Source organism: Nitrosospira sp. NRS527 (genome assembly GCF_018406445.1).
GTDB classification, from domain to species: domain Bacteria; phylum Pseudomonadota; class Gammaproteobacteria; order Burkholderiales; family Nitrosomonadaceae; genus Nitrosospira; species Nitrosospira briensis.
In genome coordinates this window covers 1,829,169-1,853,273 of record NZ_AP024515.1, presented here as the reverse complement: position 1 = coordinate 1,853,273, position 24,105 = coordinate 1,829,169, and the positions used below count along the sequence as shown (strand labels likewise).

Genomic DNA, 24,105 nt, shown 5'->3' with positions numbered 1-24,105 from the left:
TCATATTCCAGTCGATTCTGTACGTTTTATCAAATAGTAAGGAAAACATGAGTACGAAAAAACACATATCAATGCTCAAACCCTGTTATTGCCTTGCGCTGGTTGTGCTGCTGGCGGTATCGATCAAATCCGGTTTTGCGGAAGAGACCTTGAGCAGAAAAGACAGGCAGACAGGATTTCTGGTTGTCGCAGCGGATCGCGGTTTCCTTGGCAACGAGGAGATCATCGACGAATTCCACCTGTTTGCAAAAGGACGCAATGCTTCACTGGTATTCGTTACCGACGAACGCACGCAGAAATATCTCGATACGGAGGTGGAGAGGCTTTTGCAAAGAGGCGCGGAGCGCATCGTGACGATTCCGTTGTTTGTATCCCCGCAGGATCCCCGCTATCGGCTGGCCCGCAACCTGATTCGAGGCGGAAAAGTCAGCGTACCGGTTTCGTATGCACGCTCCTACGGCGAGAGCGTCTTCGCCGTAGAGGCACTGGCGGATAGATTGCGCATCATTCGATCCCCCGCGGATACCAGCCTGATCGTTGTGGGGTACGGCGCGGTGGACAACGATAGCGAGCAGAGAATGCTGGATGACTGGAACCATATCGCGGAGAAGGCCGCTGCCGGGTTTGATTTTGCATCCGTCAGCGTGGTGATCGGCTACGATAAAAAAGATGAAGCAGAGAAACACACCGCCAGGCTGAAGCAGGAACTGGCCGACGCTGCCGGCCCCGGGGGCGGCAAAACCGTTGTGATGCCATTTCGCCTCGGCCCCAGGCTCGACAGCATGATGTCGTTCGACGCGAAGCTCAAGTGGCTATTGCCGCCGGGTGCTCAACTGGTTTCCGAGGATAGTGCGGGTATGCAACCGGATGATGGAACCGGACGCAGCAAAAATATCCCCCCGATCACCGCCGGACTGGCGGCGTGGTTTGAGCGTGAAGCCAACCTGAGCCAGCCGCTTGCCGCCGAAGATGTCGGAATCGTATTTCTGTCCCACGGTGCCGACTTCAACTGGAATGAAACAATGCGCGAGTCGGTACAGCCTTTGGCCAAGCGGTACAAAATCGAATTTGCATTTTCCATGGCTGACCCGGTGACTGTCGAGCGTGCCATCCGCAAGCTGGAGCAGCGCGGCGCAAAAGCCGCGATAATTGTGCGGGTATTCGCAATGGAAAATAGTTTCCGCAAATCGGTTGAACGCATGGCCGGGCTGGATGTGGAAGGCATCGCACGGGACGCCGCCGATAATCATGCCGGGCATGGGCATGGAGAAGGCGCCGGCATTCCGGCGCCGCGCATCCTTTCCCGTTTGCCTATCCGGACCGTGGGCGGCTTGGAGTCCCATTCGCTATTTGCCGCCGCATTGCTTGAGCGCGCTATCCAGGAACCCGGTGCGCGATACCGTTATTTTGGTCGCGCATGGTTCCGGTAGCGATCATCAGAACGATCAGTGGAACAGGGTGCTGGAGAAAATGGCTGCCCATATGCAAAATGCCGGCAAGGGCGAATTTCATGCAATCAAGGTTGCAACCTGGCGTGAAGATTGGCCGGACAAACGGGAACCCTGGATCCGCAAAGTCCGGGACATGGTCGGAGAGGCGGGAAACGATGGAGGCAGGGCGATTGTGATCCCTGCCCGAACCACCGGTCAGGGACCGGAGAAAGAGTTCCTTTCCGGCCTGGAGTTTGACTTGGGAAGCGGATTTGCGCCCCACCCACTGTTCATGCAATGGGTGGACGAGCAAATTCAAATGGGATTGGCGCAATTTGCCGAGACGCGCCGTGCAGCAATGGCGATGCTGGAGACCGAGGGAATTAAACAGGAAATAGTCCTGAACAAGCCGTCGCGTTCCAATCACGCATTTTATAAACTGATAAAGCAAATCAGAAAAAGAAAATGATCGATGGCAACTGGCGATAAACCAACTACTGGGATCGAAGAACAGGAAGAGACCCTCGCCCTACTCAAGATACTGGCACTTGGCAACCGTGAGATCGAGCAGGGACACTTTCTGTCCGCCAACGACGTGTTTGACGAGCTGGGCAAGGAAGATGCACAGTGAGTGTTGCTGTCGTGTTTCTGAGATCGGCAGAGATTGACCTGAAGGAGCTGAAAAGCGACATCGTCAAAAACCTTGGCAAGGAAACCTGGCAAGCCAGTTACAGAAGGATTCAAGAGGCTTTAGGCACCCTGCAGACCTCCCTGTTCCAAGGAAAAATGCCTGAAGAACTTGGCCGACTGAACCTCACTCAGTATCGCCAGGTTATTTCAGGCATGAACCGGATCATTTACGAAGTCAGGCAAGAGACGATCTACATTCACGTTGTTTGCGATACTCGAAAAGACATGAAGTCCTTGCTGAAAAAACGGCTTCTAAGGACCATCTGAGCAAAGATAACGATAACAAGCGTTGTCCATGCAAACCTGCTGCTGAACTGGACGACCTCGAGCGGGTCAGTCAGATCGTTGCATTGCGCCTCGACTTCATCATGAAGGGAACGGGTTAGTGCATTCGTCACGGTATGCCGTGCGGTCGGCTGAAAAGCGCATCGATAAATCCACTGCCATTATATCCTTGGTGAGGCTGCCGACCGAAATCCGGTCCACGCCGCTTTCGGCAACCGCGCGGACGTTGTCGAGGGTAATACCTCCCGATGCTTCCAGCGCCGCTGCCCGGTTGGTCAACCGCGCGTTCAGGATGACTGCCTCGCATAAAGTGCCGAGGTCGAAGTTGTCCAGCAGAATCAGTTGAGCCCCCGCATCCAACGCGGTGCGCAGATCGTCCAGTGTTTCCACTTCAATCTGAACAAACACTCCTGCCGGGGCAATTCTTTTCGCGGCGCGCAGGGCAGGTTCGATTCCCCCCGCTGCGGCGATGTGGTTTTCCTTGATGAGTATGCCATCGTATAAACCCAGGCGATGGTTTGCGCCGCCGCCGCATTTGACTGCGTATTTTTGCGCCAGGCGCAGCCCCGGCAGTGTCTTGCGCGTATCGACGATTATTGCTCCGGTTCCGGCCACTGCGTCTGCATAACGCCTGGTTTGCGTTGCCACGGCCGACAGCAGTTGCAAAAAATTGAGTGCGGCACGCTCCGCTGTGAGGAGAGGCCGGGCATTGCCTTTTATCTCGCAGAGCTGTTGGCCGGCGCCGATCGCTTCACCGTCCTGGGAAAACCAATGCACTTCGGCTTCTGGCGACAGTTGCCGAAAACATGCGTCAAACCACTGGGTGCCACATAAAACCGCATTCTCGCGGCTGACGACAGTTGCGACCGCGGCCTTTTCGGCGGGAATGAGGCTTGCAGTAAGGTCACCCGCGCCAATATCCTCGGCCAGGGCCGCGCGGACGTTTTCTTCAATTGTAATCGCTAGATCCATGAGCTCATCGTGGCTTTCTTATGTTATGGAATCGGAGTATTTTAGCTGAACGAGAGGGTGGAGGCAGCATGTCTGATGCACTGAAGGTAATTTCCTACGGTTTCGGTTCCATACTGGGCTTGATCGTGCTCGCGATCATCGTGTTCCTGTTCATTCAGGATGTGACGCAGAAAAAGCATTCCATCCTGCGTAACTACCCGGTCATTGGCCATCTGCGTTTTTTTCTGGAAAAGCAGGGGGAATATTTTCGCCAGTATTTCTTTTCGGGCGACAGGGACGAGATGCCGTTTAACCGTGCTACCCGAAGCTGGGTGTACAAGAATGCGAAGAACGAGGGAGGCATCGTCGGTTTCGGGTCCACCAATGATGTGCGCGAGCCCGGCTCGATCCTTTTTGTCAATGTCGCTTTTCCACTGCTGGAAAGCGAGCGCCTGCCGACCCCGTCGCTTCTCATCGGCGAGGGCTTTTGCGAGCACCCCTTTCATGCCAGATCCATAACCAACATCAGCGGCATGAGCTATGGCGCGATATCGGCGCCCGCGGTGCGTGCGCTGTCGCTCGGTGCGGCAGAGGCGGGATGCTGGCTGAATACAGGGGAGGGCGGGCTTTCGCCTTACCACCTGGAGGGCGGCTGTGACGTCGTCATGCAAATAGGCACCGCCCGGTACGGTATCCGCAAGCAGGACGGAAGCTTCTCGCCTGAGCGGGCAAAGGAACTGGCCAAGATAGTCAAGGCGTTTGAAATCAAGCTTTCCCAAGGCGCAAAACCGGGCAAGGGCGGGCTGCTTCCCGGCGTGAAGGTGAGCGACGAAATCGCCACTATCCGTGGTATCCCTGCTCATCATGATTCGATCAGCCCCAATCGCCACGCCGATATCAGTAATGTGGACGAGTTGCTCGACAAGATAGCCTATATCCGTGAACTCACCGGACGGCCCGTCGGCGTAAAGGCTGCCATCGGCGGTTGGCGCTTTATAAACGATTTGTGCGATGCGGTGAACCGTCGCGGCGCCGAATATGCGCCCGATTTTCTCTCGATCGATGGGGGCGAAGGCGGCAGCGGTGCCGCACCCCAGACGCTGGTCGACCACATGAGCCTCCCCATTGCCGAAGCATTGCCGCGAGTGGTGGATTCGCTACTGCAATCCGGCTTGAAAAATCGCATACGCATCGTCGCGGCGGGCAAGCTTGTAACGGGGGCGCGGGCGGCCTGGGCGCTGTGCGCCGGCGCGGATTTCGTCAATACCGCACGGGGTTTCATGTTTTCACTGGGCTGCATCCAGGCCATGCGCTGCCACACCAATACTTGCCCTACCGGCATTACCACTCACAACAGGCGTTTGCAGCGTGGCCTGGTGGTGGAGGAGAAATACCTGCGAGTCGCCAATTATGCAAAAAACATGAATAGTGAAATCGACATGATCTCGTATTCATGCGGATTGCACCATGCCCGTCAATTGAGGCGCGAGCATGTGCGTATCGTGGAGACAGCAGGCAAAAGCGTGGCGCTCAACATCCTGTATCCTTATCCTGAAGTATCTCAAAGTTGAATGCGGCAAGGGGCAGGGATTGCTTGCCGTCTGCAGATGGCCGTTGCCCGGACTGAACCTAGTCAAGCTGGATTGAGATAGGGTTAAGCGGGCAACTCGCGATTCGTGTTTGGCCAAATCCACGGCCAGGGCAAATTTTCAATTTCTGTTAGCAAGCGGATCGTCGTAACAGGATCAACCTGCTGAAAGCCATGCAGGAAACCGTCGAAAAGCACGTTTCGCATGGTTCTTTTCAACCTGTTGATCCTGGTAACACATCGTACCTTGATGCGTCGGTTACCCTCGGGTTTCGAGACCGGGAATCGGGGCGTCCAGCGCCTTGGCAGCACGCAAGGGATCGAGATATTCGCGCAGGAACGTGATCTTTCCGCCTGCAGCCCGCAGAAATAATACGTAATTCTGGACATAGATATGCCCTGTGGACTTGATGAGCCCTTCTGCCCTGAATTCGGCGACTGCCGCTTCCGCATCGACAAAGGGATAGATTTTGACATCGAAGAAGCGAAAATTTTCTACCGCTCCCAAAAACCAGGTTACATGATTCATTATTTCCTGCCGTCCCGTCAGCCGCGCCGGATGGCCGAGGGAGGGTGCGTAGGGTAGCTCCCACAAGAGATCATCGGCGATCAGCGTCTGCCATTGCGCGTTATCCTCGACAAACGTCTGAATGTGCTGATGCAAGAGATTGGAGGCGATCGTCATTTAACGCTCCTGGTTGATCTGCAATTATGTACAACACGCCAGCCAAACTCGGTGTCACGATGACGCCATTAGCAATGCAGAGGATAGCGGCGAATATTTCGTCAGTATAGTATTGTTTCTCGCCATTTTTGTCGTGCAGCTTGCCTCTTGAATCATGCCACCGTGCAGAATTGCCCCAGGATAACAACGGCGGAATGATGACCCCTGCTGTTTTACGGCGCTACTGTACTATATTGAAATTGCGATTCGCTCCCACATATAGTAGTCATCCATAATCCACCGAGGAAATCCCATGCGTTTCGACAAGCTAACCACCAAATTCCAGCAGGCGCTGGCGGATGCGCAGAGCATCGCGGTAGGGCAGGATAACTCTTATGTTGAGCCACAGCATCTGCTGCTCGCACTCTTGCAACAGGAGGATGGAGGTACGATTTCGCTGCTGCAACGGTCGGGCGCAAATGTTCCTCCCCTGCGCGATGCACTGAAAAAAGCCATAGAGCGTTTACCCAAAGTGGAGGGTACGGGCGGGGAAATCAACGCCTCGCGCGAGCTGGGCAATTTACTCAATCTTGCCGACAAGGAAGCACAAAAACGCGGCGATCAATTCATTGCATCGGAGATGTTCCTGCTGGCCGTGCTTCAGGACAAAGGCGAAACCGGCAACCTGCTGAGGCAGCACGGCGCCAACCGGGCAGCGCTGGAGCAGGCTATCAGCGAGGTTCGGGGTGGCGAAAACGTCGGAAGCGCGGAAGCCGAGGGCAGCCGTGAAGCCTTGAAAAAATATACGCTTGACCTTACCGAGCGAGCACGCATGGGCAAGCTCGATCCGGTAATCGGGCGTGACGACGAAATCCGCCGCACTATCCAGGTATTGCAGCGGCGTACGAAGAATAATCCGGTTCTGATCGGAGAGCCGGGCGTGGGCAAGACCGCCATTGCCGAAGGCCTGGCCCAGCGAATCATCAACGGCGAAGTGCCGGAAACCCTGAAGGACAAGCGTGTACTTTCCCTTGATATGGCGGCGCTGCTTGCCGGGGCTAAATACCGCGGTGAATTCGAGGAGCGCCTGAAATCTGTCTTGAAGGAGATTGCTCAGGCGGAAGGCAGCGTTATTGTCTTTATTGATGAGCTTCATACCATGGTGGGCGCGGGTAAGGCAGAAGGCGCGATGGATGCCGGAAACATGCTTAAACCTGCGCTCGCGCGCGGCGAATTGCATTGCGTTGGCGCGACTACGCTGAACGAATATCGTAAATACATCGAGAAGGATGCTGCACTGGAGCGGCGTTTCCAGAAGGTCCTGGTGGAAGAACCCACTGTCGAAGCGACCATCGCCATTTTGCGTGGATTGCAGGAAAGATACGAAGTCCATCACGGTGTCGATATCACTGATCCGGCCATTGTCGCGGCGGCTGAGCTGTCGCATCGGTATATAACCGACCGTTTCCTGCCGGATAAGGCCATCGATTTGATTGATGAAGCCGCGGCACGGATCCGCATGGAAATCGACTCCAAGCCCGAGGTGATGGACAGGCTCGACCGGCGTCTCATCCAGCTCAAAATCGAGCGCGAGGCGGTAAAAAAGGAAAAAGACGAGGCTTCACAGAAGCGCCTGGGCTTGCTGGAGGATGAAATAGCGAAGCTGGAACGCGAGTATGTGGATCTGGAAGAAATCTGGAAAGCGGAAAAATCCCAAGTGCAGGGGTCCCAACACATCAAGGAGGAGATGGAGAAGGTCAAGCTGGAGATAGAAGCGGCTACGCGCAAAGGAGACTGGCAAAAAGTCTCGGAACTGCAATACGGCCGGATTCCCCAACTGGAAGCGCAACTGCAATCGCAACTCAACAATCAGCAGCAGAGCGAAATGGTGGGGCGAGGCGCTGCGGAGAGCAAACCGAAGCTGCTCCGCACTCAGGTGGGCGCCGAAGAAATCGCCGAGGTGGTATCGCGCGCAACCGGTATTCCCGTTTCAAAAATGATGCAGGGCGAGCGCGAAAAACTCCTGCATATGGAACAAAAACTGCATGACCGCGTGGTTGGGCAGGATGAGGCGGTTCGCCTGGTGTCGGATGCTATCCGCCGTTCGCGCGCGGGTCTGTCCGATCCCAACCGTCCGTATGGTTCCTTTTTATTTCTGGGGCCGACCGGCGTGGGCAAGACCGAATTATGCAAGGCGCTGGCAGGTTTTCTGTTTGATTCCGAAGATCATCTGATCCGTATCGACATGTCGGAGTTTATGGAAAAACACTCGGTCGCGCGATTGATCGGGGCGCCGCCGGGCTATGTGGGTTACGAGGAAGGCGGCTATCTCACCGAAGCGGTGCGCAGAAAGCCCTACTCGGTCATTCTGCTGGATGAAGTTGAAAAAGCGCATCCCGATGTGTTCAACGTCCTGCTACAGGTACTCGATGACGGTCGCATGACCGACGGCCAGGGGCGCACGGTGGATTTCAAGAACACGGTCATTGTCATGACTTCCAATCTGGGCTCGCAAATGATCCAGCAAATGGCGGGGGATGATTATCAGGTGATCAAGCTGGCGGTGATGGGCGAAGTGAAGACCTATTTCCGCCCCGAATTCATCAATCGCATCGATGAGGTGGTGGTATTCCACGCGCTGGACGAGAAGCATATCCGGTCCATAGCGCGGATACAGTTGCAATACCTTGAAGAGCGCCTTGCCAAGCTCCAGATGAAACTCGAGGTGACCGATGCCGCGCTGGCGGAGCTTGCCCAGGCGGGTTTCGATCCCATCTTTGGTGCACGCCCGCTGAAGCGTGCCATTCAGGCGCAAATCGAGAATCCGCTGGCAAAGGAAATACTCGAAGGCCACTTTGGTGCCAAGGACACCATTACCGTGGATTGCAGAAATGGCGTGATGGTATTTGCGAAGTCGTGAGCAGACGGGGGAGCAGACGTTCCTCCGCCAACGCTGAGCAATCGAGGCAATAATCCTTAACCCGGCGGTGGACCTGCGCCTAGCTGACAAATGAGTGACAAATAAGTGACAAGCGGCAAATGAGCGCGTCCAGGTGCCGGACTCACGACCATAGTCCACTTAGGCCGGGCTAGCTCGGCAGTTCGGCGTGGCACCGTTCTTTGGCGTAATTTCCCTGATAAAACCCAGGGATAAGCGTCAGAGAAAGAAGTGAATGATAAGCGCTCTGGCAACTGACCAGGCAACGAACAGCGCAAGAATACTCCACGCAATGAAGACGAGAAGCTGATTGTGCATCAGGACCAGTCTCCCATAAAAAAGTTTACACCGAGCGGATAATGGAGCGGATGGCCCCGAAGTAGACTCGCTTATGGATCGAGGGGATCGAGGCTTATCTGTCGATTATCGACGGAATCAGGAATCGAGCTGTCCCTGTAACTTGGCTCGCCGCACCGACCTGCTTGAAGGATCACAGAACTCCTTGATCAAGTCTGTATACGTTTGAGCCGATAAATAATAGGATCGGCCTTCTACGTAATCGCTCTCCACCCGCCAGAGGTTACCTTCCATCCAGTAACGCTTTTAGCTCGTATTTTTCCCGGTCTATTTCCTCCCGTGTACGTACACCCGAGCGCCGCAATATGGGTAATGGCGGGCACCATCCCTGAAGCCCATGCTGCAGCAGGAATGACAGTACAACCCCCGGTAACACCAGCCATTTCCTGTTGACGGTCATGCCGAGCAAAAGACCGGCCAAGGCCAGTGTCGCAGCATTGACTTCAAGCACGCGCTCGACGTCCCACTCTCTATCGAGTTCCTGGATGCGCCTATGGACGACTTCCGGGCTGCTGTTGGCGTAACGCCGGATGTTGCTATTTGTTCGGCGTTCTATTTCGTGGTTCATATCTGCTGCTGTTGAGCAACGAACGCGATCTGCGCTCGTTGGGTCTTCGGTATGTAACATTATTTTTCTCCTTTGAAGAAGCAGTTCCATAAAAGCATAGTCTGCTTTCCTGCGGTTTTCTTGTTTTTTGATCCCCATGGCTATTTGATGGAGATCAGAACACATGCAATGCAGCAGTTCCAGTGCTCCACGTTCCATTCGACATCTTGAAAAGCGATAATTTTGCATATGCCATCAATGAACAAGGTTCCATCACGGATGAGGCCTTGGTACAGATGCCGGCTAGGAATAGAAAATGGCTGGATGTCATCTAGGCGTTGCTCAACTGGCAGGCAGTGCATTTACAAATGAGGTATTGATGCGAGCCCCGGCATTCCATTCGCCTGGCATTTCAAGGATGGGTTGTTCATCTGCCTGAAAATGGAAACCTGGCCAGATTTGATCGACTTGCACCGGTATTCGGATGGGCAAATCTTTTCGAGCCCGGAAATGCGGGATTGGTTCGACACCATCATTCCCGACCTGTCGCTGAGCAAGCCGACTCACGTGCTGGACGGCGACTTGCCCAAGCGCGACTGGTTTGACCGGCCGCGCACGCCGTTGCGTTCCTCCGTCGATGGTCGCAGCGAAATTCATACAGTCTTACCCGGACAGCCGATCGGCCTGCATCCGCATCACGTGGCGGAGTTGGCTGGCCATGGCAATCATCTGCATTTTTACGGAAGATAACTCATGGACAGTGGCTCCAGTGGATTGAAAAAACCCAGCCGATGGCGCCCGAGTATCTGCATTTGCATACCAACGTAGACCAAAGCCGCAACGACGGCTTTTCATGTTCGATCACCATGTGGCGGAACTGGTTGATTTCTTCCGCGGAGTAATCGGTTCCGAATCCAGGAAATGCGTGCGGGCAACAACCTCCGTAGGGGAATTGCCTCGTTTGCAAAGCCACCAGCGGGCATGAGGTGCACGATGGGCGAGCTGTTCCTGAGCGGGGAAGACAGTCCGAAAATCGGCAAAATATCCGGAGAATATTCGGAGCTTAGCTGAACACCTCGGTTGTCGGTTTGCAAAAAATATCCGTTTGGTTGATTTATCACCAACCTCTCGGAGTGCAGTTGCAGTCCGCATTTTAGTATTTCACAAGCATGAATATATTGCTAATAATCCAAAAAATGCATGGCCCGAGCGAGTGTAGGGATTTCGTACGTGCGGTAGCGAACATATTTCTCGCTTAAGGATTGTCAAAATGCGCCCAGACCTGAAAACAAGGTCTCTTTTTGACTGATATGTTTCCCGGGCTCCGGCCCGATTTTTTAAAGGAAGTAAAAATGGCAACTGGTACAGTAAAATGGTTCAATGACTCAAAAGGTTTTGGCTTCATTACCCCTGATGACGGCGGTGAGGATTTATTCGCACACTTCTCGGCAATCGGCATGTCTGGATTCAAGACGCTCAAAGAAGGTCAAAAAGTAGCGTTTGAGGTTACGCAGGGTGCGAAGGGCAAGCAAGCATCAAACATTCAATCTGCTTGAGATTTCAACCTAAATCCGGTAGTTGGACGGGGGTGAAGTGTACGGTTTTTGGGGTGCAGGGCAAGGCGCAACGACGCGGAATGCGACCGCGCAGGGCGGAGCAGTGCCTTCCGCAGGACCCTGCGCTGCCCGATCCCCGCTTCGCGGGGCTCCTCGGGCGACGCTTTGGGGCGCCGCTCCATTCCAAGGAGTTGCAACGCAGCCATGTGCCGCAAAAACTGTGCAATTCGCCCCGTAGCGCCCTCACCCGGAAGGTGAGCGTCAAATAATATGAAATATTGTTATTAATCACGACACTGATCTATTAAATGAGCGGTCAACTACCGGATTTAGGTTCATGCTGGGGCGGCCATGCCAGCGTGTAGTCCACTCCCAGCGATCTCCTTTTATCCTGACGTATTTATCATGGGTAAAATTACGCCATGAATTCCCTCAGCCGCTTGCGTCCGGCTCCACATCGAATCTTTTCCCGAAAGCGCCGCTTTGCTTTGTATCCTTTTCCGTTTGCGTTGCCCTTTTAGCCGCTTAAGCTCCTGCCGCAAGCCCACGTCCTGCTCTCCTCCTGGATTTGTTCAGGTCATCCGGGAACCCAGCCATTCCTGTGTTGTCTGAAAGCGCGATCTGCGTGAGCAAGTGCCTCTTGTACGTATTAGTGCCCGGTTAATGCCGAGTCGAGGCGAATATTCTTGATAGCGCCGAGATTCGGGTAAAATATGGCTTTTAATGTTTCCTGGATGGATCCGTCATGAATAGTGTTGCAATAAAAGGCAGCCTGGTCGCCATCGTTACGCCCATGCATGACAATGGCGAACTGGATCTGGAGCGTTTCAACGCCCTGATCGATTTTCATGTAGCGGAAGGAACCGATGGCATCGTGGTGGTAGGTACCACCGGCGAATCTCCAACGGTGGATTTCGACGAACATCATCTGCTGATCAGGGCCGCCGTGGAGCGTGCTGCTGGGCGTGTGCCGATTATCGCCGGGACCGGTGCAAATTCAACACGGGAAGCAATCGATCTATCGATTTACGCAAAGAACGCAGGCGCGAATGCCAGCCTTTCAGTGGTTCCCTATTACAACAAGCCGACCCAGGAAGGTTTGTATCAACATTTCAAGACAATAGCGGAAGCAGTCGATATTCCGCAGATTTTATACAATGTACCCAGCAGGACAGTGGCCGATATCGCCAATGATACCGTGCTGCGACTGGCACAGATTCCTAATATCGTCGGCATCAAGGATGCGACCGGCGATATGGGGCGAGGCTTCGATCTGCTGTGCCGGGCGCCGGAAGACTTTGCGGTTTATAGTGGAGATGATGTGAGTGCCCTGGCGATGTTGCTGCTGGGCGGGCACGGCATCATTTCGGTAACGGCCAATGTTGCGCCCCGGTTGATGCATGAGATGTGCATTGCGGCGTTTGCAGGCGACCTTTCCGCTGCTCGTCTTGCCAACAGTAAATTGTTGAGGTTGCATCTCGATTTGTTTGTCGAAGCGAATCCCATTCCGGTAAAATGGGCAATATCGCAGATGGGACTGGTAGGTGCCGCCCTTCGTCTGCCTTTGACCCCATTATCGGATCGATATCATCAAGTTGTAAGAGAAGCGATGGACAAGGCCGGGATAACCATATAAATGATCGGCCGGAATTTACGAGGAATCGAGCGTTGCGCATGAGATGGAGGATGATGGTCGCGCTATGTTTAGCGGTGACCGTGGCGGGATGCAGTCTGCTGCCGGAAGCAAAGAAAATAAATTACAAGTCGGCGGGTAAACTTCCGCCGTTGGAAATCCCGCCCGATTTGACCATGCCTAGTTCGGATGAGCGCTATATCGTTCCGGATATCAACCCGACGGGAACCGCAACTTTTTCCGCTTACGATAAAGAGCGCAACAAAAGCTCCGGAACCGGGGGCGGCAGTGCCATTCTACCCACCGTGGATGAGGGCGGTGTGCGCATGGAGCGCTCGGGCACTCAGCGCTGGCTGGTGGTGACAGGTGAACCTGAGGACATATGGCCGGTAGTAAAAGAGTTCTGGCAGGAATTGGGTTTTATCGTCAAGGTTGAAATGCCCGCAGCCGGCGTGATGGAAACCGACTGGGCGGAAAATCGTGCGAAGATTCCGGATGATATTATCCGTAACACGCTGGGTAAATTTCTGGATACCCTTTATTCGACCGCCGAGCGCGACAAGTTTCGTACTCGCCTGGAGCGCGGAGAGGACGGTGCCACCGAGATTTACATCAGCCATCGCGGTATGGACGAAGTGATGGAGGGTGATACTCGTACCCGCTGGCAGCCTCGGCCTGCCGATCCGGATCTGGAGGCGGAGATGCTTTCGCGCCTGATGATGCGATTCGGGGTCGCAGAAGAGCGTGCAAGAACGGCAGTAGCCAACGCTGGTAACGCGCCGGAGCGCGCACGCCTGACGGGTGAAAAAGGCGGGGTGCTTACCGTGAATGAGGCCATTGACCGTTCCTGGCGACGGGTTGGACTGGCGCTCGACCGTATTGGTTTTACCGTCGAGGATCGTAATCGCTCGCAAGGGATTTATTTCGTGCGCTATATCAACCCTGACGTGGACAGTGGTGCCGGGCCAGGCTTACTCTCAAAACTTCTCTTCTGGCGCGACGAGAAGGACGAGAAGCGGGATCAATTCCGCATCCAGTTAAGTGAAGCCGGAGCAGCGGGAGAAAGCACCGATGTCAAGGTGTTGAATAGCGAGGGCGAACCAGAGAAATCGAGTGACGCAAACCGCATATTGAAATTGCTTCATGAACAATTGAAGTGATGGGTTATCTTTTGAATAAGTCAGCGGGCCAGCATTGGCATCGAAGATACGGAGATTGGTAAGGTAGGTCGGGCTCCGCCCGACGATCAAGAACGACGTCGGGCGGAGCCCGACCTACCTTTCAATCGAGTTCCGGGTGCCGATCCCAGATTTTCAGCGGCTGATCGGTACATAAATCAAATTGACGCTTTCCACCTCGCCCGGCCGTGGTGCTCGGGTGGGCGCACCCGGCTCATCGACCTCAAGGCGCAATTGCACGCGATTGTTGACGATGGCGGTCTGAGGAAGGGGAATGGTGTACGTGACGGCTTCCGGGCCCTGCGGCCCACCGAAAGGCGATACGGTGCCGAGCAGTACGCCTTCGCTCGTGCTGACGCGAATCTCCGTTCCACGTGGAAGAGCCCCGGCATGGACCTGAATCCAGACCGCCTCCCGTGAAGTGGCCGGGCGAGCAAGCCCCAGTTCGATTACGCTTTGCTGGGTTTCGCTCTCTGCAATTGCACAGCCCGCGCATCCGGCGGAATACATCAATGCAATGATGATTGACGCGAGGTTCCGCCACCGTTTGTACATGATGTCAATGCGCCTGCACCACGATGGAAAGCACTTCGGCCTTTGCTCCCATAACATGGATTGCCGCAGCACCGGGCGCGCCCACCTGTTCCGGCACCACCTGGATGTTCATCGGCGCATCGGCCTTGAGGAGGTTACCTGCTTGCATCGCGGCAAGCGTACCCGACAATGGTATGGTGAAGGTGACAGGCCCATGCATGACGTGGTGGCCGAACATCGAGAGCGTACCGGCATAATGCGGGCTCGATGGACCGATTTTAGCCCCGCCGGCAGGTGCATTGACCAGAACGGCGAAATCATGACCATGCGCCAGTGGCGGCAGCGCGATTGTCACCTGTGCAAACAGCCTGGGCGCCTCCGGTTGCATCCCTGCCTGGAGCAGCGCGTATGGAATTGTCACGGCACCGACTGCCGGCTCTGTCGTGCTTATCGACGATTGGGAAATCTGCGCGCTGAACCGTTCGGCCTGAGTGACGGCAACACTGGCTGCAGGCGCCGCCAGCGTCATCGGCACAACCTGCTCACCTGATCCCGGCTGATAATCGTAGTTGAAATCCCCAATCGTGGCATAGTCGCCGGCGATCCTTTTGGTTACCGACTGCCCTTTCGAATCGACAAAGAACAGGAATGGCTCCGATGACCACGCTTGAAGATCCGAACCTTCCGGCAAAACGGGGTATCCGCGTGCCTGTTGCTTCCGGGTCCAAACGTCCCATAGCCTGTCGATATTCGCGTGGTGCAGGAAAAAGAGCGGGTCGATGGGCGACAGGTTGGCTTGCATGAAGCCGCCGCTATTGGTGGTTCTGCCGGATGGGTCGGTAAAGATGCCGCCTACGCAATTATGAACCCTGTTGTGTGGCTGGCCTTCCAGAACGCCGAACCCGGTCAACCCGCTGTGACCCATCGTTTTTGGGCTGGCGAACGTGAGGAAATCCCGCGGCGCGAGCGCGTCCAGCAAGGTCTGCAGGGAAACGGCTTTTGCCGTTTTTTCGTCGAGTCCCGGCTTTTCTTTTGTCAGGCCGCGGGCATGGGCCAGGTCGAAAAAGAACTGACCCCTTGGGTCATCGATAATGTCGAACCAGAGGTCTTCGGGGACGCGGATTCCGCGCGCGAGTAGCTGACCGTATTGCGTGTCATCGTCTAATTCTCCATTGGGTTTGTAACTGCGTTTCCAGTAGCTCGCCTTCGCTATTACATCCCCGAAGCGAACCCGGAATTCCCTGTATTGTGCGATATAGGCAGGATTAGACGGCGTCAGCACATCCTCGAACATGATCGAGGGCACACTCGGCCGAAACGGGTTTCTCGGATCCGTATTCTCGCTCCAGTCCCAATAGGGAAGTGCAAAACGCGGGTCGCCGCTAAGCTCGCGGCATATCTGTTCGAACCAGCCGATATAGCCGCGATGCCATACCAGAAACCACCAATTTCCATGCGGGCAATCCATGGTGTGAGTGAGCGCGATACGATACCAGTTACGCGGATCGGTTGGCGGAAGCGCGAGCATCGCACGGATTGCCCTCTTATAGCTCTCGATATTACGCCTCGCATCGGGATTCAGGACATTCAGGCGCCGATACTTTGCCGTTCCCTGCGCATGAAGCGAGCTGAACGGAAGCGTGGCGCTGCCTACGGTAGCGGCGGCGGCAGCCGCTGTTTTTAGAAACGCGCGGCGAGACATGGTTGATGACTGCAATTTGTTATTTTGCGACACGAAAACCTCATTATGGTTGGAATTGAATATCGAGTGCACCTGCCTCCACGCCTGCTGTCAGCCTGCGTTAACCGGGAGTTGATAATTTTTCCGGAACGCCCCGGTTATTGCCGACGCCCGGGAAGTGGGATCTCAAGAAAGCGCATAGCACTGGAACTGCCGTCATGCAATCGCGATCGGGGCCAGGTAATTACAATTAGATAATTAAATGACATTTCTGGATACCTGTAAAATCTTACAGGTGTCCGAGGCTCAGGCTGGTATATGGCGGCGCAAGAGGTGGCGGCACGATTCACCGCAGGTCTCTTCGGGTCGCGCTTGCCAAGCAAAACCACCAAAACCACCAAAACCACCAAAACCACAGGCCTTCCGCCAACCTCATCCAGGCTGAAAATTATTCCCGATGCACTAGAATGAAATAGCTATCGTATTAAACCCAGATAATCCATTAGGACACGAGATGATGGCGAGGCAGGTTGCGAGACAGTTTTGCCGGTTGGGAGAAGTCCATAGCTTGGTCTATGGGCGCCGAGCAAGCGGCGAAAATGGCCGCAAACTGACCGCCAGCACTCGGGTAGGCTCGCAGAGCCGCCTAATGGATTATCTGGGTTGAATACTGATGAAGTATTCATGAAGGACAGTAGTTAATCGGGGAATGTAGACGTCTTGTCTTGCCTAGGGGGAATATGAGTGCTACGGATGCTATTTCGGAATTCGGTTCGGTTGTTTCTGTGCGCGGTGGCATTGTGGACATGCAGTTTGAGCGTGTGCCGTCTATTCACGCATTACTGCATGCGGGAAAGCAAGGAAAAATCGCGATTGAAGTGTTGTCGCAGCTTGATGCCCATCACGTGCGTGGCATTGCGCTAACACCTACGCAAGGTCTCGCTCGGGGCATGCAGGTCACCGATACGCATGGGCCGCTGATGGTGCCGGTGGGAAAGGCGACCCTTTCGCGCATGTTCGACGTATTCGGCAACGCCATCGATCGCCGGCCAGCTCCAGTCAATGCTCAATGGCGTTCGGTTCATCACGCATCGCCCCCTCTGGCGCGGCGCTCCACAAGATCCGAAATCTTCGAGACGGGTATCAAAATCATCGACGTGCTGATGCCCTTGGAACGCGGGGGCAAAACCGGCTTGCTCGGCGGAGCAGGCGTGGGAAAAACGATCCTGCTCACCGAAATGATCCATAACGTAGCCGGGCAGCATGAGGGCGTCAGTATTTTTTGCGGCATCGGCGAACGCTGCCGCGAAGGGGAGGAGCTCTACCGTGACATGAAGGCGGCGGGGGTACTGGAGAGCATGGTGATGGTGTTCGGCCAGATGAATGAGCCTCCCGGCGCCCGGTTCCGTGTGGGTCATGCTGCGCTGACCATGGCCGAGTATTTCCGGGATGACGAGCATCGTGATGTGTTGCTGCTGGTGGATAATATTTTCCGCTTTATCCAGGCGGGCATGGAGGTGTCCGGGCAGATGGGCCAGATGCCGTCGCGCCTGGGCTATCAACCGACGATGAGCACGGAACTGGCGCAGCTGGAAGAACGGATCGCCAATACGGACACGGGTGCCATTACATCGATCCAGGCAGTTTATATCCCGGCGGACGATTTTACCGACCCTGCTGCGGTGCACGCCTTCTCGCATTTTTCCGCTTCCATCGTACTCTCGCGCAAACGCGCGAGCGAGGGACTGTATCCGGCCATCGATCCGCTGCAGTCCGGCTCCAAAATGGCAACGCCCGGCGTCATTGGTCAACGGCATTACCGGATAGCACAGGAGGTGCGCCACACGCTCGCTCAATACGCGGAGCTCAAGGACATCATCGCCATGCTGGGATTGGAGCAACTGTCGCCGGAAGACCGAAGCATCGTGGCACGTGCGCGACGGCTGGAGCGTTTTTTTACCCAGCCGTTTTTCACTACCGAGCAGTTTACGGGCATCGAGGGGAAATTGGTCAGTCTGGCGGACGCGCTGGATGGCTGCGAGCGTATCCTGCGAGATGAATTCAAGGACCTTCCCGAGGGAGCGCTCTATATGATCGGGCGGATTGGCGAGGCGAAAGAAAGGAACCATGCGGGAAATTCGTCTGTAAAACCGGACATGAACCCCAGCCCGAACTTGAACAACAGCCCGAACCGAGATGCGGCTCGCGAATTGCCATGAATCTTAAAATACTTCTGCCGTTCGGGGTTTTCGCTGAAAAAACCGGCGTCGCACGTATTGTTGTGGAGACCAGTAGCGGATCGTATGGACTGCTGCCCAACCGGCTCGACTGCGTGGCCGCGCTTGTGCCGGGTATCCTCACTTTCGAGACGAAAGAGGAGGGTGAAGTTTATATCGCAGTTGACGAAGGTATCCTGATAAAAACCGGCATGGAGGTACTGATATCCGTACGTAATGCGATAGCGGGGGCTGAATTGGCTACGCTGCATGAGACCGTGATGAGCGCGTTTTTAAATCTTGATACACAGGAGCGGGATGCGCGCCGGATGATGGCAAAAATGGAAAGCGGCTTCATTCGCCGCTTAATGGAATTTCACCGTGAGCGATGAGGCAGGTGGAAAAACAGAAGGAAAAGCGGGTGGGAAAGCCTCTGCAGGGAGGAGTGAATCGGAATTAAGCCGACGCGTGGAGGTGAGGGCGGCGCGCAAGCTCAAAGGACAACAGGCACAGCATCAGGCCAGCCAGACGATCTGGGCCGGATTGGGCATGATCGGGTTGGTGGGTTGGTCAGTTGCTGTGCCCACGCTGCTGGGTGCGGCACTGGGCATATGGCTGGATAAAAACTATCCGATGAATCACTCGTGGACGTTGACCCTGCTGATTATCGGCCTGATCGCGGGTTGCCTGAATGCGTGGTACTGGTTAGCCAGAGAGGATAGAGCAACCCATGAGGGAGAGCGCCAGAGGAAATAAAAGGTCGAACCGAAGTAGCTGAAGCAATGGGGGTAACAGGAGCAATAGGGGGATCGAATGAATGAAGTCTTGGGTCTGGTGCTGTCATTGGTGTCAGGCATTCTGTTGGGCGCATTTTTTTTTGGCGGCTTGTGGTGGACGGTGCGCCACGGCCTTTCATCCCGAAATCCCGGGCTCTGGTTCGCCGGCAGCACGTTGCTGCGGATAAGCGCAGTCATGGCGGGATTTTATTTCCTGCTGGGCCTGCCGGGCGAAAGCTGGCAAATACTCCTTGCCGGCCTGCTTGGGTTCGTTATTACGCGGCTGGTTGCGACGCGGCTTGCAGGCACTGGGAAACCAGACCTCAACCACCTGAAACGGAAGGCCAGCCATGCACCTTAGCCCCGACGACATCATTTTCTGGGAGTACGGGTTTTTGAAACTGAACGCCACCATTGTATCCACCTGGGGGCTGATGTTTGTGCTGGTTATCGGTTCAAGAGCCATTACCCGCAAGCTCTCCATTGGATTGGAACGTGCCCGCTGGCAGAATCTGCTGGAAATCGTGGTTATCGCCATCCACAACCAGATAAGAGAAGTAGGCTTGCGCCAGCCGCGGCTATATTTCGCCTTTCTCGGCACGCTGTTTGTGTTTATCGCTGTGGCGACTCTCTTCACCGTTATTCCGGGATACGATCCGCCGACCGGTTCGCTTTCGACCACCACGGCGCTGGCGATCTGCGTATTTATCGCTGTGCCGCTGTACGGCATAAAAGAGCAGGGATTGGGCCGCTACCTCAGGTCCTATCTTGAGCCGACGCCCATCATGCTGCCGTTCAACGTTATCAGCGAGTTCTCGCGCACCCTGGCCCTGGCTGTTCGCCTGTTTGGCAATATCATGAGCGGAACGATGATTCTTGCGATCTTGCTGACCGTCACGCCGTTCATCTTTCCCATCGTCATGAGCGCGCTTGGCCTGCTGACGGGTATGCTGCAAGCCTATATCTTCAGCATCCTGGCGACGGTCTATATCGCGGCTGCCACCTCCGGCAACACGAAGGATATCGATCAAGACCATGATTTGGCCGAACCCGATGAATCTGAAATGGAAAAACCGGAAGCCGGGCAATGAGGATCATGTCAATAAATTATTATCATTTTTCATTCCCGGGTTTATGCAAGTCGGGTAGAGGGAAGCGCAATGCATCGTTGGATTTATTGAAATGGGATTTTGATGGGTTACGCTTTGCTCCACCCATCCTACGAATAAATATGACATGGATAAATATAACCTGACAGACAAAGAGAAGGAGGGAGTATGGACAGCATGACCCTTATCGCAATCGTATCGATTCTCGCGGCTGGCCTGACGATCAGCATCGGAGTGATCGGTCCGGCACTGGGGGAAGGAAGGGCGGTGGCGACGGCGCTGACTTCACTGGCGCAGCAGCCGGATGCCGCACCGACCATTACCCGTACGTTATTTGTCGGGCTGGCGATAATCGAGTCGCTGGCTATTTACTGTTTTGTGGTTTCCATGATTCTTATTTTTGCCAACCCGTTCTGGAATTACGTTATTGCCCAGGCTGCCGGAAAATAAGCTGTGCTGATAGACTGGTTCACCGTTATTGCACAAATCATAAACTTCCTCATCCTGGTGTGGTTGTTGAAGCGTTTTTTATATCAACCCATTCTCAGGGCGCTGGACGCGAGAGAAAAGCGCATCGCTGCGGAACTGGCCGCTGCCGATGCAAAAAAAAGGGAAGCCGAAAATGAGCGTGACGAATTTCAGCAAAAGAACGACGAATTCGAACAGCAGCGGTCGGTACTGCTAAGCAGAGCTTCGGCAGAGGCGCACGCCGAACGCCAACGGCTGATTGCTGCCGCCCGGGCGGATGCGGACGAATTGCGCGCGCAGTGGGAAGAAGCATTAAAAAGAGAATACGATGATTTGAGGGCAGCGCTCTCCCGGCGCATAGGCGCGGAAGTATTTGCCATTGCCCGCAAGGTGCTGGCCGATCTTGCCGATACCACGCTCGAAGCGCATATGGCGGACGCGTTTATCGAACGCCTGCGTGCGCTAAGCCCTGAGGAAAAGGCGAACCTGGCTTCGATAATCAGGTTACCGGCGGCGGCAGCCACCCCCACCCCCGCCACCCCCGCAGCAGCGGCAGCAGAAACGGCAGGAATTCTGATCCGCAGTGCATTTGATTTGCCCACTACACAGAAAAACGCGATTAAAGCGGCGATTAAGGAAATCCTCAGCACGAGAATTCCAGTCCGGTTTGAGGCGAGGCCGGACTTGATCAGCGGCATTGAACTCATTGCCAACGGGCATAAAGTGACCTGGAATATTGCAGGTTATCTCGCATCGCTGGAGGAGGAGATAGGCAAGCTTCTGAAGAGCCCTGGCGAACCTGAACCGGAAGCTGGGCTCGAGCCTGAACCCGAGCCTGAGCTCGAAGCTGAACCTGGAGCCGAGGCAGCGGTAAAGGAAAAGAACAGGGATAAGAAAAAACTGAACACCCCGGATACCCCGAACCTCAAGTCCTCCGAACATATTCCATGAATACGACCGCCAAAAATCTTCAAGGCGTCATCGATGGCGTATTCGCGCAGATAACGCAAGTACGGCAAGCCTCGAGGCCGCGCTTGGCATTGCGCGAGACAGGTGCGATCACGAGCATCGCTGCCGGCATTGCAAAAGTATCGGGACTCCCCGGCGTGGGCTTCGAGGAAGTACTGAAGTTTCCCGGTGAGTCATATGGCATTGCATTCAATATCGATGCAGATGAAATCGGCGTGGTGCTGCTCGACGACTACTCGCACTTGAATACCGGCGACGAGGTGGAACGCAGAAGCCATGTAATGGATGTGCCTGTGAGTGACGGGTTGATCGGACGGGTAATCGATCCGCTGGGACGGCCGCTGGACGGCAAGGCGCCAGTCGTTTCCTCGAAGCGCCTGCCCATCGAACGCGCCGCTCCATCCATCATGGACCGTGCACCCGTCACCGTGCCCTTGCAAACCGGCATCAAGGCCATCGATGCACTCGTCCCGATCGGCCGCGGACAGCGCGAGCTGATTCTTGGCGACCGGCAGACGGGCAAGACCGCCATTGCGCTCGACACCATACTTAATCAACGAAACCAGAACGTACTGTGCGTTTATTGCGCTATCGGCCAACATGCCTCCGGCGTAGCCAAGGTGGTCGCCACCTTGCGCGAGGAAGGCGCGATGCGCTACACGGTGGTCGTGGTGACGGAGGGAGACAATCCACCGGGCCTCATCTACATTGCCCCCTATGCCGCAACCAGCATTGCGGAATATTTCGTGGAGCAGGGCCGCGATGTGCTGATCGTGTACGATGATCTTACGCATCACGCGCGCGCTTACCGTGAGCTGTCGCTGTTGTTGCGCCGGCCGCCCGGACGCGAAGCCTATCCAGGCGACATTTTCTATATTCACTCGCGGTTGCTGGAGCGCGCAACCCATCTGCGCGAAGAATTGGGCGGCGGTTCGCTCACCGCGTTGCCCATTATCGAAACGGAAGCTCAGGATATTTCGGCCTATATTCCGACCAACCTGATTTCCATCACCGACGGCCAAATCTATCTCTCCCCGACATTATTCGCATTGGGTGTGTTGCCCGCTGTCGATGTCGGCAAATCCGTTTCACGTGTCGGTGGCAAGGCCCAGCGCCCCGTTTACCGCGCGGTGATAGGCGACCTGAAGCTGGACTATGCGCAGTTTGAAGAGCTGGAGACCTTTGCCCGGTTTGGCGCGAGGCTGGATAAGGATACCCTCCGGATTATCGAGCATGGGCGCCGCATTCGTGCCTGCCTCAGGCAACTCGAATCCGCTCCGGTTTCAATGATCGAGCAGATCGGTGTGCTGCTGGCGCTGACCGCCAGGTTGTTTGACAACGTGCCGCCTGACCGCATGGCAGAGGCCGAGCGAATAGTACGGGAGGCAGTGGCGAATATACCTGCCGAGGTGCGTGCGCGCATCGAAACTGCCGAAAATCTGAGCGATGAGGACCGTGAATTAATCACGCAAAGCCTGCGCAGGGCACTCACCGGATTTCAGTCATCGCCGGAACTTGAATCCAAAGCAGGCGAGGCACATGATGAGCGATAGCATCGCCAGCCTGCGCCGGAAAATCGAGGGAGCCCGTGATCTGCGGTCGGTGGTCAGCACAATGAAGGCGATGGCGGCGGCAAGCATAGGGCAATACGAAAGATCAACACGGGCACTGGATGATTATTATCGCGCCGTGCAGCTTGGCTTGAGCGTCTGTTTCCGCACTGGCACGCTATCGCCGCCCGTGTCGCCCTTATCACCTGTAGCGGGAGAGAAAATAAACCGGGAGAACGATGTAATCGGCGCGGTCCTATTCGGTTCGGATCAGGGGCTGGTGGGTCAATTCAACGAAGTCATGACCGATTACGCCATTCAGACGCTGGCAGCCCTGCCGGGCAAAATAAGAGTATGGGTGATGGGTGAGCGTTTGCATGATCGGTTGGCGGATATGAGTGCGCATATGGATCTGCAGGTGGCGGGGCTGTTTACCGTTCCGCTTTCGGTCAAGGCGATCACACCGCTGGTGGGCCGGATCCTTATGGAGACGCTGATGTCGAGCCCGGGGCCCAGCCTGACGCCCAGTCTGCGAAAAGGCGAAGCCCGGCCAACCGGTCGCAACCAAAACGGAGTGAGGCAGCTTTATCTCTTCTACAACAGCTCTCGATCGGGAGCGATATATGCGCCTGCCCATCAGCGGCTGTTGCCGCTGGACGATGCATGGCGGAGCGAATTGGCCCAAATCCCCTGGCCAACGGACAAGCTGCCGGAGGTAATGGGCAACGGCGAGGCGACGCTGCACGCACTGATTCGGGAGTATCTGTTCGTTTCACTATTTCGTGCGTGCGCGGAATCGCTCGTGAGTGAAAATGCGAGCCGCCTGGCAGCAATGGAACGCGCCGAAAAAAATATCGATCAATTGAGTGCTGATCTTCGTCAGACATTCCATCGCCTGCGGCAGAGCAAAATCGATGAGGAATTGTTCGATGTTATCGCTGGCGTAGAGGCGCTGGCGGGTCGTGTTTCATCTTAACCGGGCCCT

The 24,105-nt window shown here is 55.4% G+C and carries 25 protein-coding genes; 20 read left to right on the top strand and 5 right to left on the bottom strand.

The genetic code is table 11. From position 1 onward, the window contains the following. Positions 1-47 precede the first annotated feature (47 nt). From KJS40_RS08335 to KJS40_RS08320, 4 genes are read left to right on the top strand one after another with little or no spacing between them, the layout of a single operon-like run. Positions 48-1,430 (top strand): cobalamin biosynthesis protein CbiX, encoded by a 1,383-nt coding sequence (locus KJS40_RS08335; RefSeq protein ID WP_213537090.1) that lies wholly within the window; start codon positions 48-50, stop codon positions 1,428-1,430. Then, positions 1,390-1,899: a hypothetical protein gene (locus KJS40_RS08330; RefSeq protein WP_213537089.1), complete on the top strand. Its 510-nt coding sequence runs from the start codon at positions 1,390-1,392 to the stop codon at positions 1,897-1,899. The genes KJS40_RS08335 and KJS40_RS08330 overlap by 41 nt, the downstream gene beginning before the upstream one ends. Positions 1,900-1,902: 3 nt before the next feature. Next, positions 1,903-2,061, top strand: coding sequence for a hypothetical protein (locus KJS40_RS08325; protein ID WP_213537088.1), 159 nt, complete (start codon positions 1,903-1,905; stop codon positions 2,059-2,061). Then, positions 2,058-2,387 carry a type II toxin-antitoxin system RelE/ParE family toxin gene (locus KJS40_RS08320; protein WP_213537087.1) on the top strand — a complete coding sequence of 110 codons (330 nt, stop codon included), beginning with the start codon at positions 2,058-2,060 and terminating at the stop codon, positions 2,385-2,387. The genes KJS40_RS08325 and KJS40_RS08320 overlap by 4 nt, the downstream gene beginning before the upstream one ends. Before the next feature lie 99 nt (positions 2,388-2,486). On the opposite strand, the gene nadC is transcribed toward KJS40_RS08320, so the two are convergent. Further along, positions 2,487-3,377 (bottom strand): carboxylating nicotinate-nucleotide diphosphorylase, encoded by an 891-nt coding sequence (gene nadC, locus KJS40_RS08315; protein ID WP_213537086.1) that lies wholly within the window; start codon positions 3,375-3,377, stop codon positions 2,487-2,489. Positions 3,378-3,445: 68 nt separating this feature from the next. On the opposite strand from nadC, the gene KJS40_RS08310 reads away from it, so the two are divergent. Further along, complete coding sequence (locus KJS40_RS08310) at positions 3,446-4,927, top strand: FMN-binding glutamate synthase family protein (protein WP_213537085.1); 1,482 nt, start codon at positions 3,446-3,448, stop codon at positions 4,925-4,927. A 276-nt stretch (positions 4,928-5,203) separates the two neighbouring features. Here KJS40_RS08310 and KJS40_RS08305 read toward each other — a convergent pair whose 3' ends face one another. Beyond that, a complete protein-coding gene (locus KJS40_RS08305; RefSeq protein WP_213537084.1) occupies positions 5,204-5,629 on the bottom strand; it encodes a nuclear transport factor 2 family protein in 426 nt (141 codons plus the stop codon). 292 nt (positions 5,630-5,921) lie between these two features. Here KJS40_RS08305 and clpB point away from each other — a divergent pair, with 292 nt between their 5' ends. Continuing rightward, positions 5,922-8,528: an ATP-dependent chaperone ClpB gene (gene clpB / locus KJS40_RS08300; protein ID WP_213537083.1), complete on the top strand. Its 2,607-nt coding sequence runs from the start codon at positions 5,922-5,924 to the stop codon at positions 8,526-8,528. 598 nt (positions 8,529-9,126) lie between these two features. Here clpB and KJS40_RS08295 read toward each other — a convergent pair. Further along, positions 9,127-9,471: a hypothetical protein gene (locus KJS40_RS08295; protein WP_244859507.1), complete on the bottom strand. Its 345-nt coding sequence runs from the start codon at positions 9,469-9,471 to the stop codon at positions 9,127-9,129. Positions 9,472-9,891: 420 nt separating this feature from the next. Between KJS40_RS08295 and KJS40_RS08290 the strand changes: the two genes are divergently transcribed. The 5 genes from KJS40_RS08290 (at position 9,892) to bamC (ending at position 13,799) form a co-directional block, all read left to right on the top strand. Next, positions 9,892-10,200, top strand: a complete 309-nt coding sequence (locus tag KJS40_RS08290) for a hypothetical protein (RefSeq protein WP_213537081.1) — start codon at positions 9,892-9,894, stop codon at positions 10,198-10,200. A gap of 602 nt (positions 10,201-10,802) precedes the next feature. Continuing rightward, the gene (locus KJS40_RS08285; protein WP_213537080.1) at positions 10,803-11,006 is read left to right on the top strand and encodes a cold-shock protein; all 204 of its coding nucleotides are present in this window, start codon (positions 10,803-10,805) and stop codon (positions 11,004-11,006) included. Beyond that, positions 11,003-11,275 carry a hypothetical protein gene (locus KJS40_RS08280; protein ID WP_213537079.1) on the top strand — a complete coding sequence of 91 codons (273 nt, stop codon included), beginning with the start codon at positions 11,003-11,005 and terminating at the stop codon, positions 11,273-11,275. The genes KJS40_RS08285 and KJS40_RS08280 overlap by 4 nt, the downstream gene beginning before the upstream one ends. 476 nt (positions 11,276-11,751) lie before the next feature. Continuing rightward, complete coding sequence (dapA, locus tag KJS40_RS08275) at positions 11,752-12,642, top strand: 4-hydroxy-tetrahydrodipicolinate synthase (RefSeq protein WP_213537078.1); 891 nt, start codon at positions 11,752-11,754, stop codon at positions 12,640-12,642. 50 nt (positions 12,643-12,692) lie between these two features. Beyond that, positions 12,693-13,799, top strand: coding sequence for an outer membrane protein assembly factor BamC (gene bamC, locus KJS40_RS08270; protein ID WP_244859506.1), 1,107 nt, complete (start codon positions 12,693-12,695; stop codon positions 13,797-13,799). Positions 13,800-13,952: 153 nt separating this feature from the next. On the opposite strand, the gene KJS40_RS08265 is transcribed toward bamC, so the two are convergent. Together KJS40_RS08265 and KJS40_RS08260 are read right to left on the bottom strand one after the other, a co-directional pair. Beyond that, positions 13,953-14,372 carry a hypothetical protein gene (locus tag KJS40_RS08265; RefSeq protein WP_213537076.1) on the bottom strand — a complete coding sequence of 140 codons (420 nt, stop codon included), beginning with the start codon at positions 14,370-14,372 and terminating at the stop codon, positions 13,953-13,955. 4 nt (positions 14,373-14,376) lie between these two features. Next, positions 14,377-16,053, bottom strand: a complete 1,677-nt coding sequence (locus tag KJS40_RS08260; RefSeq protein WP_213537075.1) for a tyrosinase family protein — start codon at positions 16,051-16,053, stop codon at positions 14,377-14,379. Between the two features lie 719 nt (positions 16,054-16,772). Between KJS40_RS08260 and atpD the strand changes: the two genes are divergently transcribed. The 9 genes from atpD to KJS40_RS08215 all read left to right on the top strand — a co-directional run bounded on the left by atpD (position 16,773) and on the right by KJS40_RS08215 (position 24,096). After that, positions 16,773-18,251 (top strand): F0F1 ATP synthase subunit beta, encoded by a 1,479-nt coding sequence (gene atpD, locus KJS40_RS08255; protein WP_213537074.1) that lies wholly within the window; start codon positions 16,773-16,775, stop codon positions 18,249-18,251. Then, complete coding sequence (locus KJS40_RS08250) at positions 18,248-18,640, top strand: F0F1 ATP synthase subunit epsilon (protein WP_213537073.1); 393 nt, start codon at positions 18,248-18,250, stop codon at positions 18,638-18,640. The genes atpD and KJS40_RS08250 overlap by 4 nt, the downstream gene beginning before the upstream one ends. Next, complete coding sequence (locus tag KJS40_RS08245; RefSeq protein WP_213537072.1) at positions 18,630-19,004, top strand: AtpZ/AtpI family protein; 375 nt, start codon at positions 18,630-18,632, stop codon at positions 19,002-19,004. Before KJS40_RS08250 ends, KJS40_RS08245 begins: the two co-directional genes overlap by 11 nt. A 57-nt stretch (positions 19,005-19,061) precedes the next feature. Then, the gene (locus tag KJS40_RS08240; RefSeq protein ID WP_213537071.1) at positions 19,062-19,385 is read left to right on the top strand and encodes an ATP synthase subunit I; all 324 of its coding nucleotides are present in this window, start codon (positions 19,062-19,064) and stop codon (positions 19,383-19,385) included. Next, entirely contained in the window at positions 19,375-20,115 is a 741-nt protein-coding gene (locus tag KJS40_RS08235; RefSeq protein ID WP_213537070.1) for a F0F1 ATP synthase subunit A, read from the top strand. Before KJS40_RS08240 ends, KJS40_RS08235 begins: the two co-directional genes overlap by 11 nt. Before the next feature lie 186 nt (positions 20,116-20,301). Next, a complete protein-coding gene (locus KJS40_RS08230; RefSeq protein ID WP_213537069.1) occupies positions 20,302-20,583 on the top strand; it encodes a F0F1 ATP synthase subunit C in 282 nt (93 codons plus the stop codon). 3 nt (positions 20,584-20,586) lie between these two features. Further along, on the top strand, positions 20,587-21,552 hold the full coding sequence (locus KJS40_RS08225; protein WP_213537068.1) for a F0F1 ATP synthase subunit B: 966 nt from the start codon (positions 20,587-20,589) through the stop codon (positions 21,550-21,552). Then, positions 21,549-23,123: an alternate F1F0 ATPase, F1 subunit alpha gene (locus KJS40_RS08220; protein ID WP_213537067.1), complete on the top strand. Its 1,575-nt coding sequence runs from the start codon at positions 21,549-21,551 to the stop codon at positions 23,121-23,123. Before KJS40_RS08225 ends, KJS40_RS08220 begins: the two co-directional genes overlap by 4 nt. Continuing rightward, positions 23,110-24,096 (top strand): F0F1 ATP synthase subunit gamma, encoded by a 987-nt coding sequence (locus tag KJS40_RS08215; protein WP_244859505.1) that lies wholly within the window; start codon positions 23,110-23,112, stop codon positions 24,094-24,096. The genes KJS40_RS08220 and KJS40_RS08215 overlap by 14 nt, the downstream gene beginning before the upstream one ends. The last annotated feature ends 9 nt before the right edge of the window (positions 24,097-24,105 follow it).

Coding starts and splice junctions, on each gene's coding strand:
- KJS40_RS08265 (WP_213537076.1), bottom strand. CDS start 14,372: ATGTACAAACGGTGGCGGAACCTCGCGTCAATCATCATTGCATTGATG.
- KJS40_RS08215 (WP_244859505.1), top strand. CDS start 23,110: ATGATGAGCGATAGCATCGCCAGCCTGCGCCGGAAAATCGAGGGAGCC.
- KJS40_RS08235 (WP_213537070.1), top strand. CDS start 19,375: ATGCACCTTAGCCCCGACGACATCATTTTCTGGGAGTACGGGTTTTTG.
- KJS40_RS08305 (WP_213537084.1), bottom strand. CDS start 5,629: ATGACGATCGCCTCCAATCTCTTGCATCAGCACATTCAGACGTTTGTC.
- KJS40_RS08290 (WP_213537081.1), top strand. CDS start 9,892: ATGGAAACCTGGCCAGATTTGATCGACTTGCACCGGTATTCGGATGGG.
- KJS40_RS08240 (WP_213537071.1), top strand. CDS start 19,062: ATGAATGAAGTCTTGGGTCTGGTGCTGTCATTGGTGTCAGGCATTCTG.
- clpB (WP_213537083.1), top strand. CDS start 5,922: ATGCGTTTCGACAAGCTAACCACCAAATTCCAGCAGGCGCTGGCGGAT.
- nadC (WP_213537086.1), bottom strand. CDS start 3,377: ATGGATCTAGCGATTACAATTGAAGAAAACGTCCGCGCGGCCCTGGCC.
- KJS40_RS08250 (WP_213537073.1), top strand. CDS start 18,248: ATGAATCTTAAAATACTTCTGCCGTTCGGGGTTTTCGCTGAAAAAACC.
- KJS40_RS08220 (WP_213537067.1), top strand. CDS start 21,549: ATGAATACGACCGCCAAAAATCTTCAAGGCGTCATCGATGGCGTATTC.
- KJS40_RS08310 (WP_213537085.1), top strand. CDS start 3,446: ATGTCTGATGCACTGAAGGTAATTTCCTACGGTTTCGGTTCCATACTG.
- KJS40_RS08335 (WP_213537090.1), top strand. CDS start 48: ATGAGTACGAAAAAACACATATCAATGCTCAAACCCTGTTATTGCCTT.
- KJS40_RS08325 (WP_213537088.1), top strand. CDS start 1,903: ATGGCAACTGGCGATAAACCAACTACTGGGATCGAAGAACAGGAAGAG.
- KJS40_RS08260 (WP_213537075.1), bottom strand. CDS start 16,053: ATGTCTCGCCGCGCGTTTCTAAAAACAGCGGCTGCCGCCGCCGCTACC.
- KJS40_RS08230 (WP_213537069.1), top strand. CDS start 20,302: ATGGACAGCATGACCCTTATCGCAATCGTATCGATTCTCGCGGCTGGC.
- KJS40_RS08285 (WP_213537080.1), top strand. CDS start 10,803: ATGGCAACTGGTACAGTAAAATGGTTCAATGACTCAAAAGGTTTTGGC.
- atpD (WP_213537074.1), top strand. CDS start 16,773: ATGAGTGCTACGGATGCTATTTCGGAATTCGGTTCGGTTGTTTCTGTG.
- KJS40_RS08295 (WP_244859507.1), bottom strand. CDS start 9,471: ATGAACCACGAAATAGAACGCCGAACAAATAGCAACATCCGGCGTTAC.
- dapA (WP_213537078.1), top strand. CDS start 11,752: ATGAATAGTGTTGCAATAAAAGGCAGCCTGGTCGCCATCGTTACGCCC.
- bamC (WP_244859506.1), top strand. CDS start 12,693: ATGATGGTCGCGCTATGTTTAGCGGTGACCGTGGCGGGATGCAGTCTG.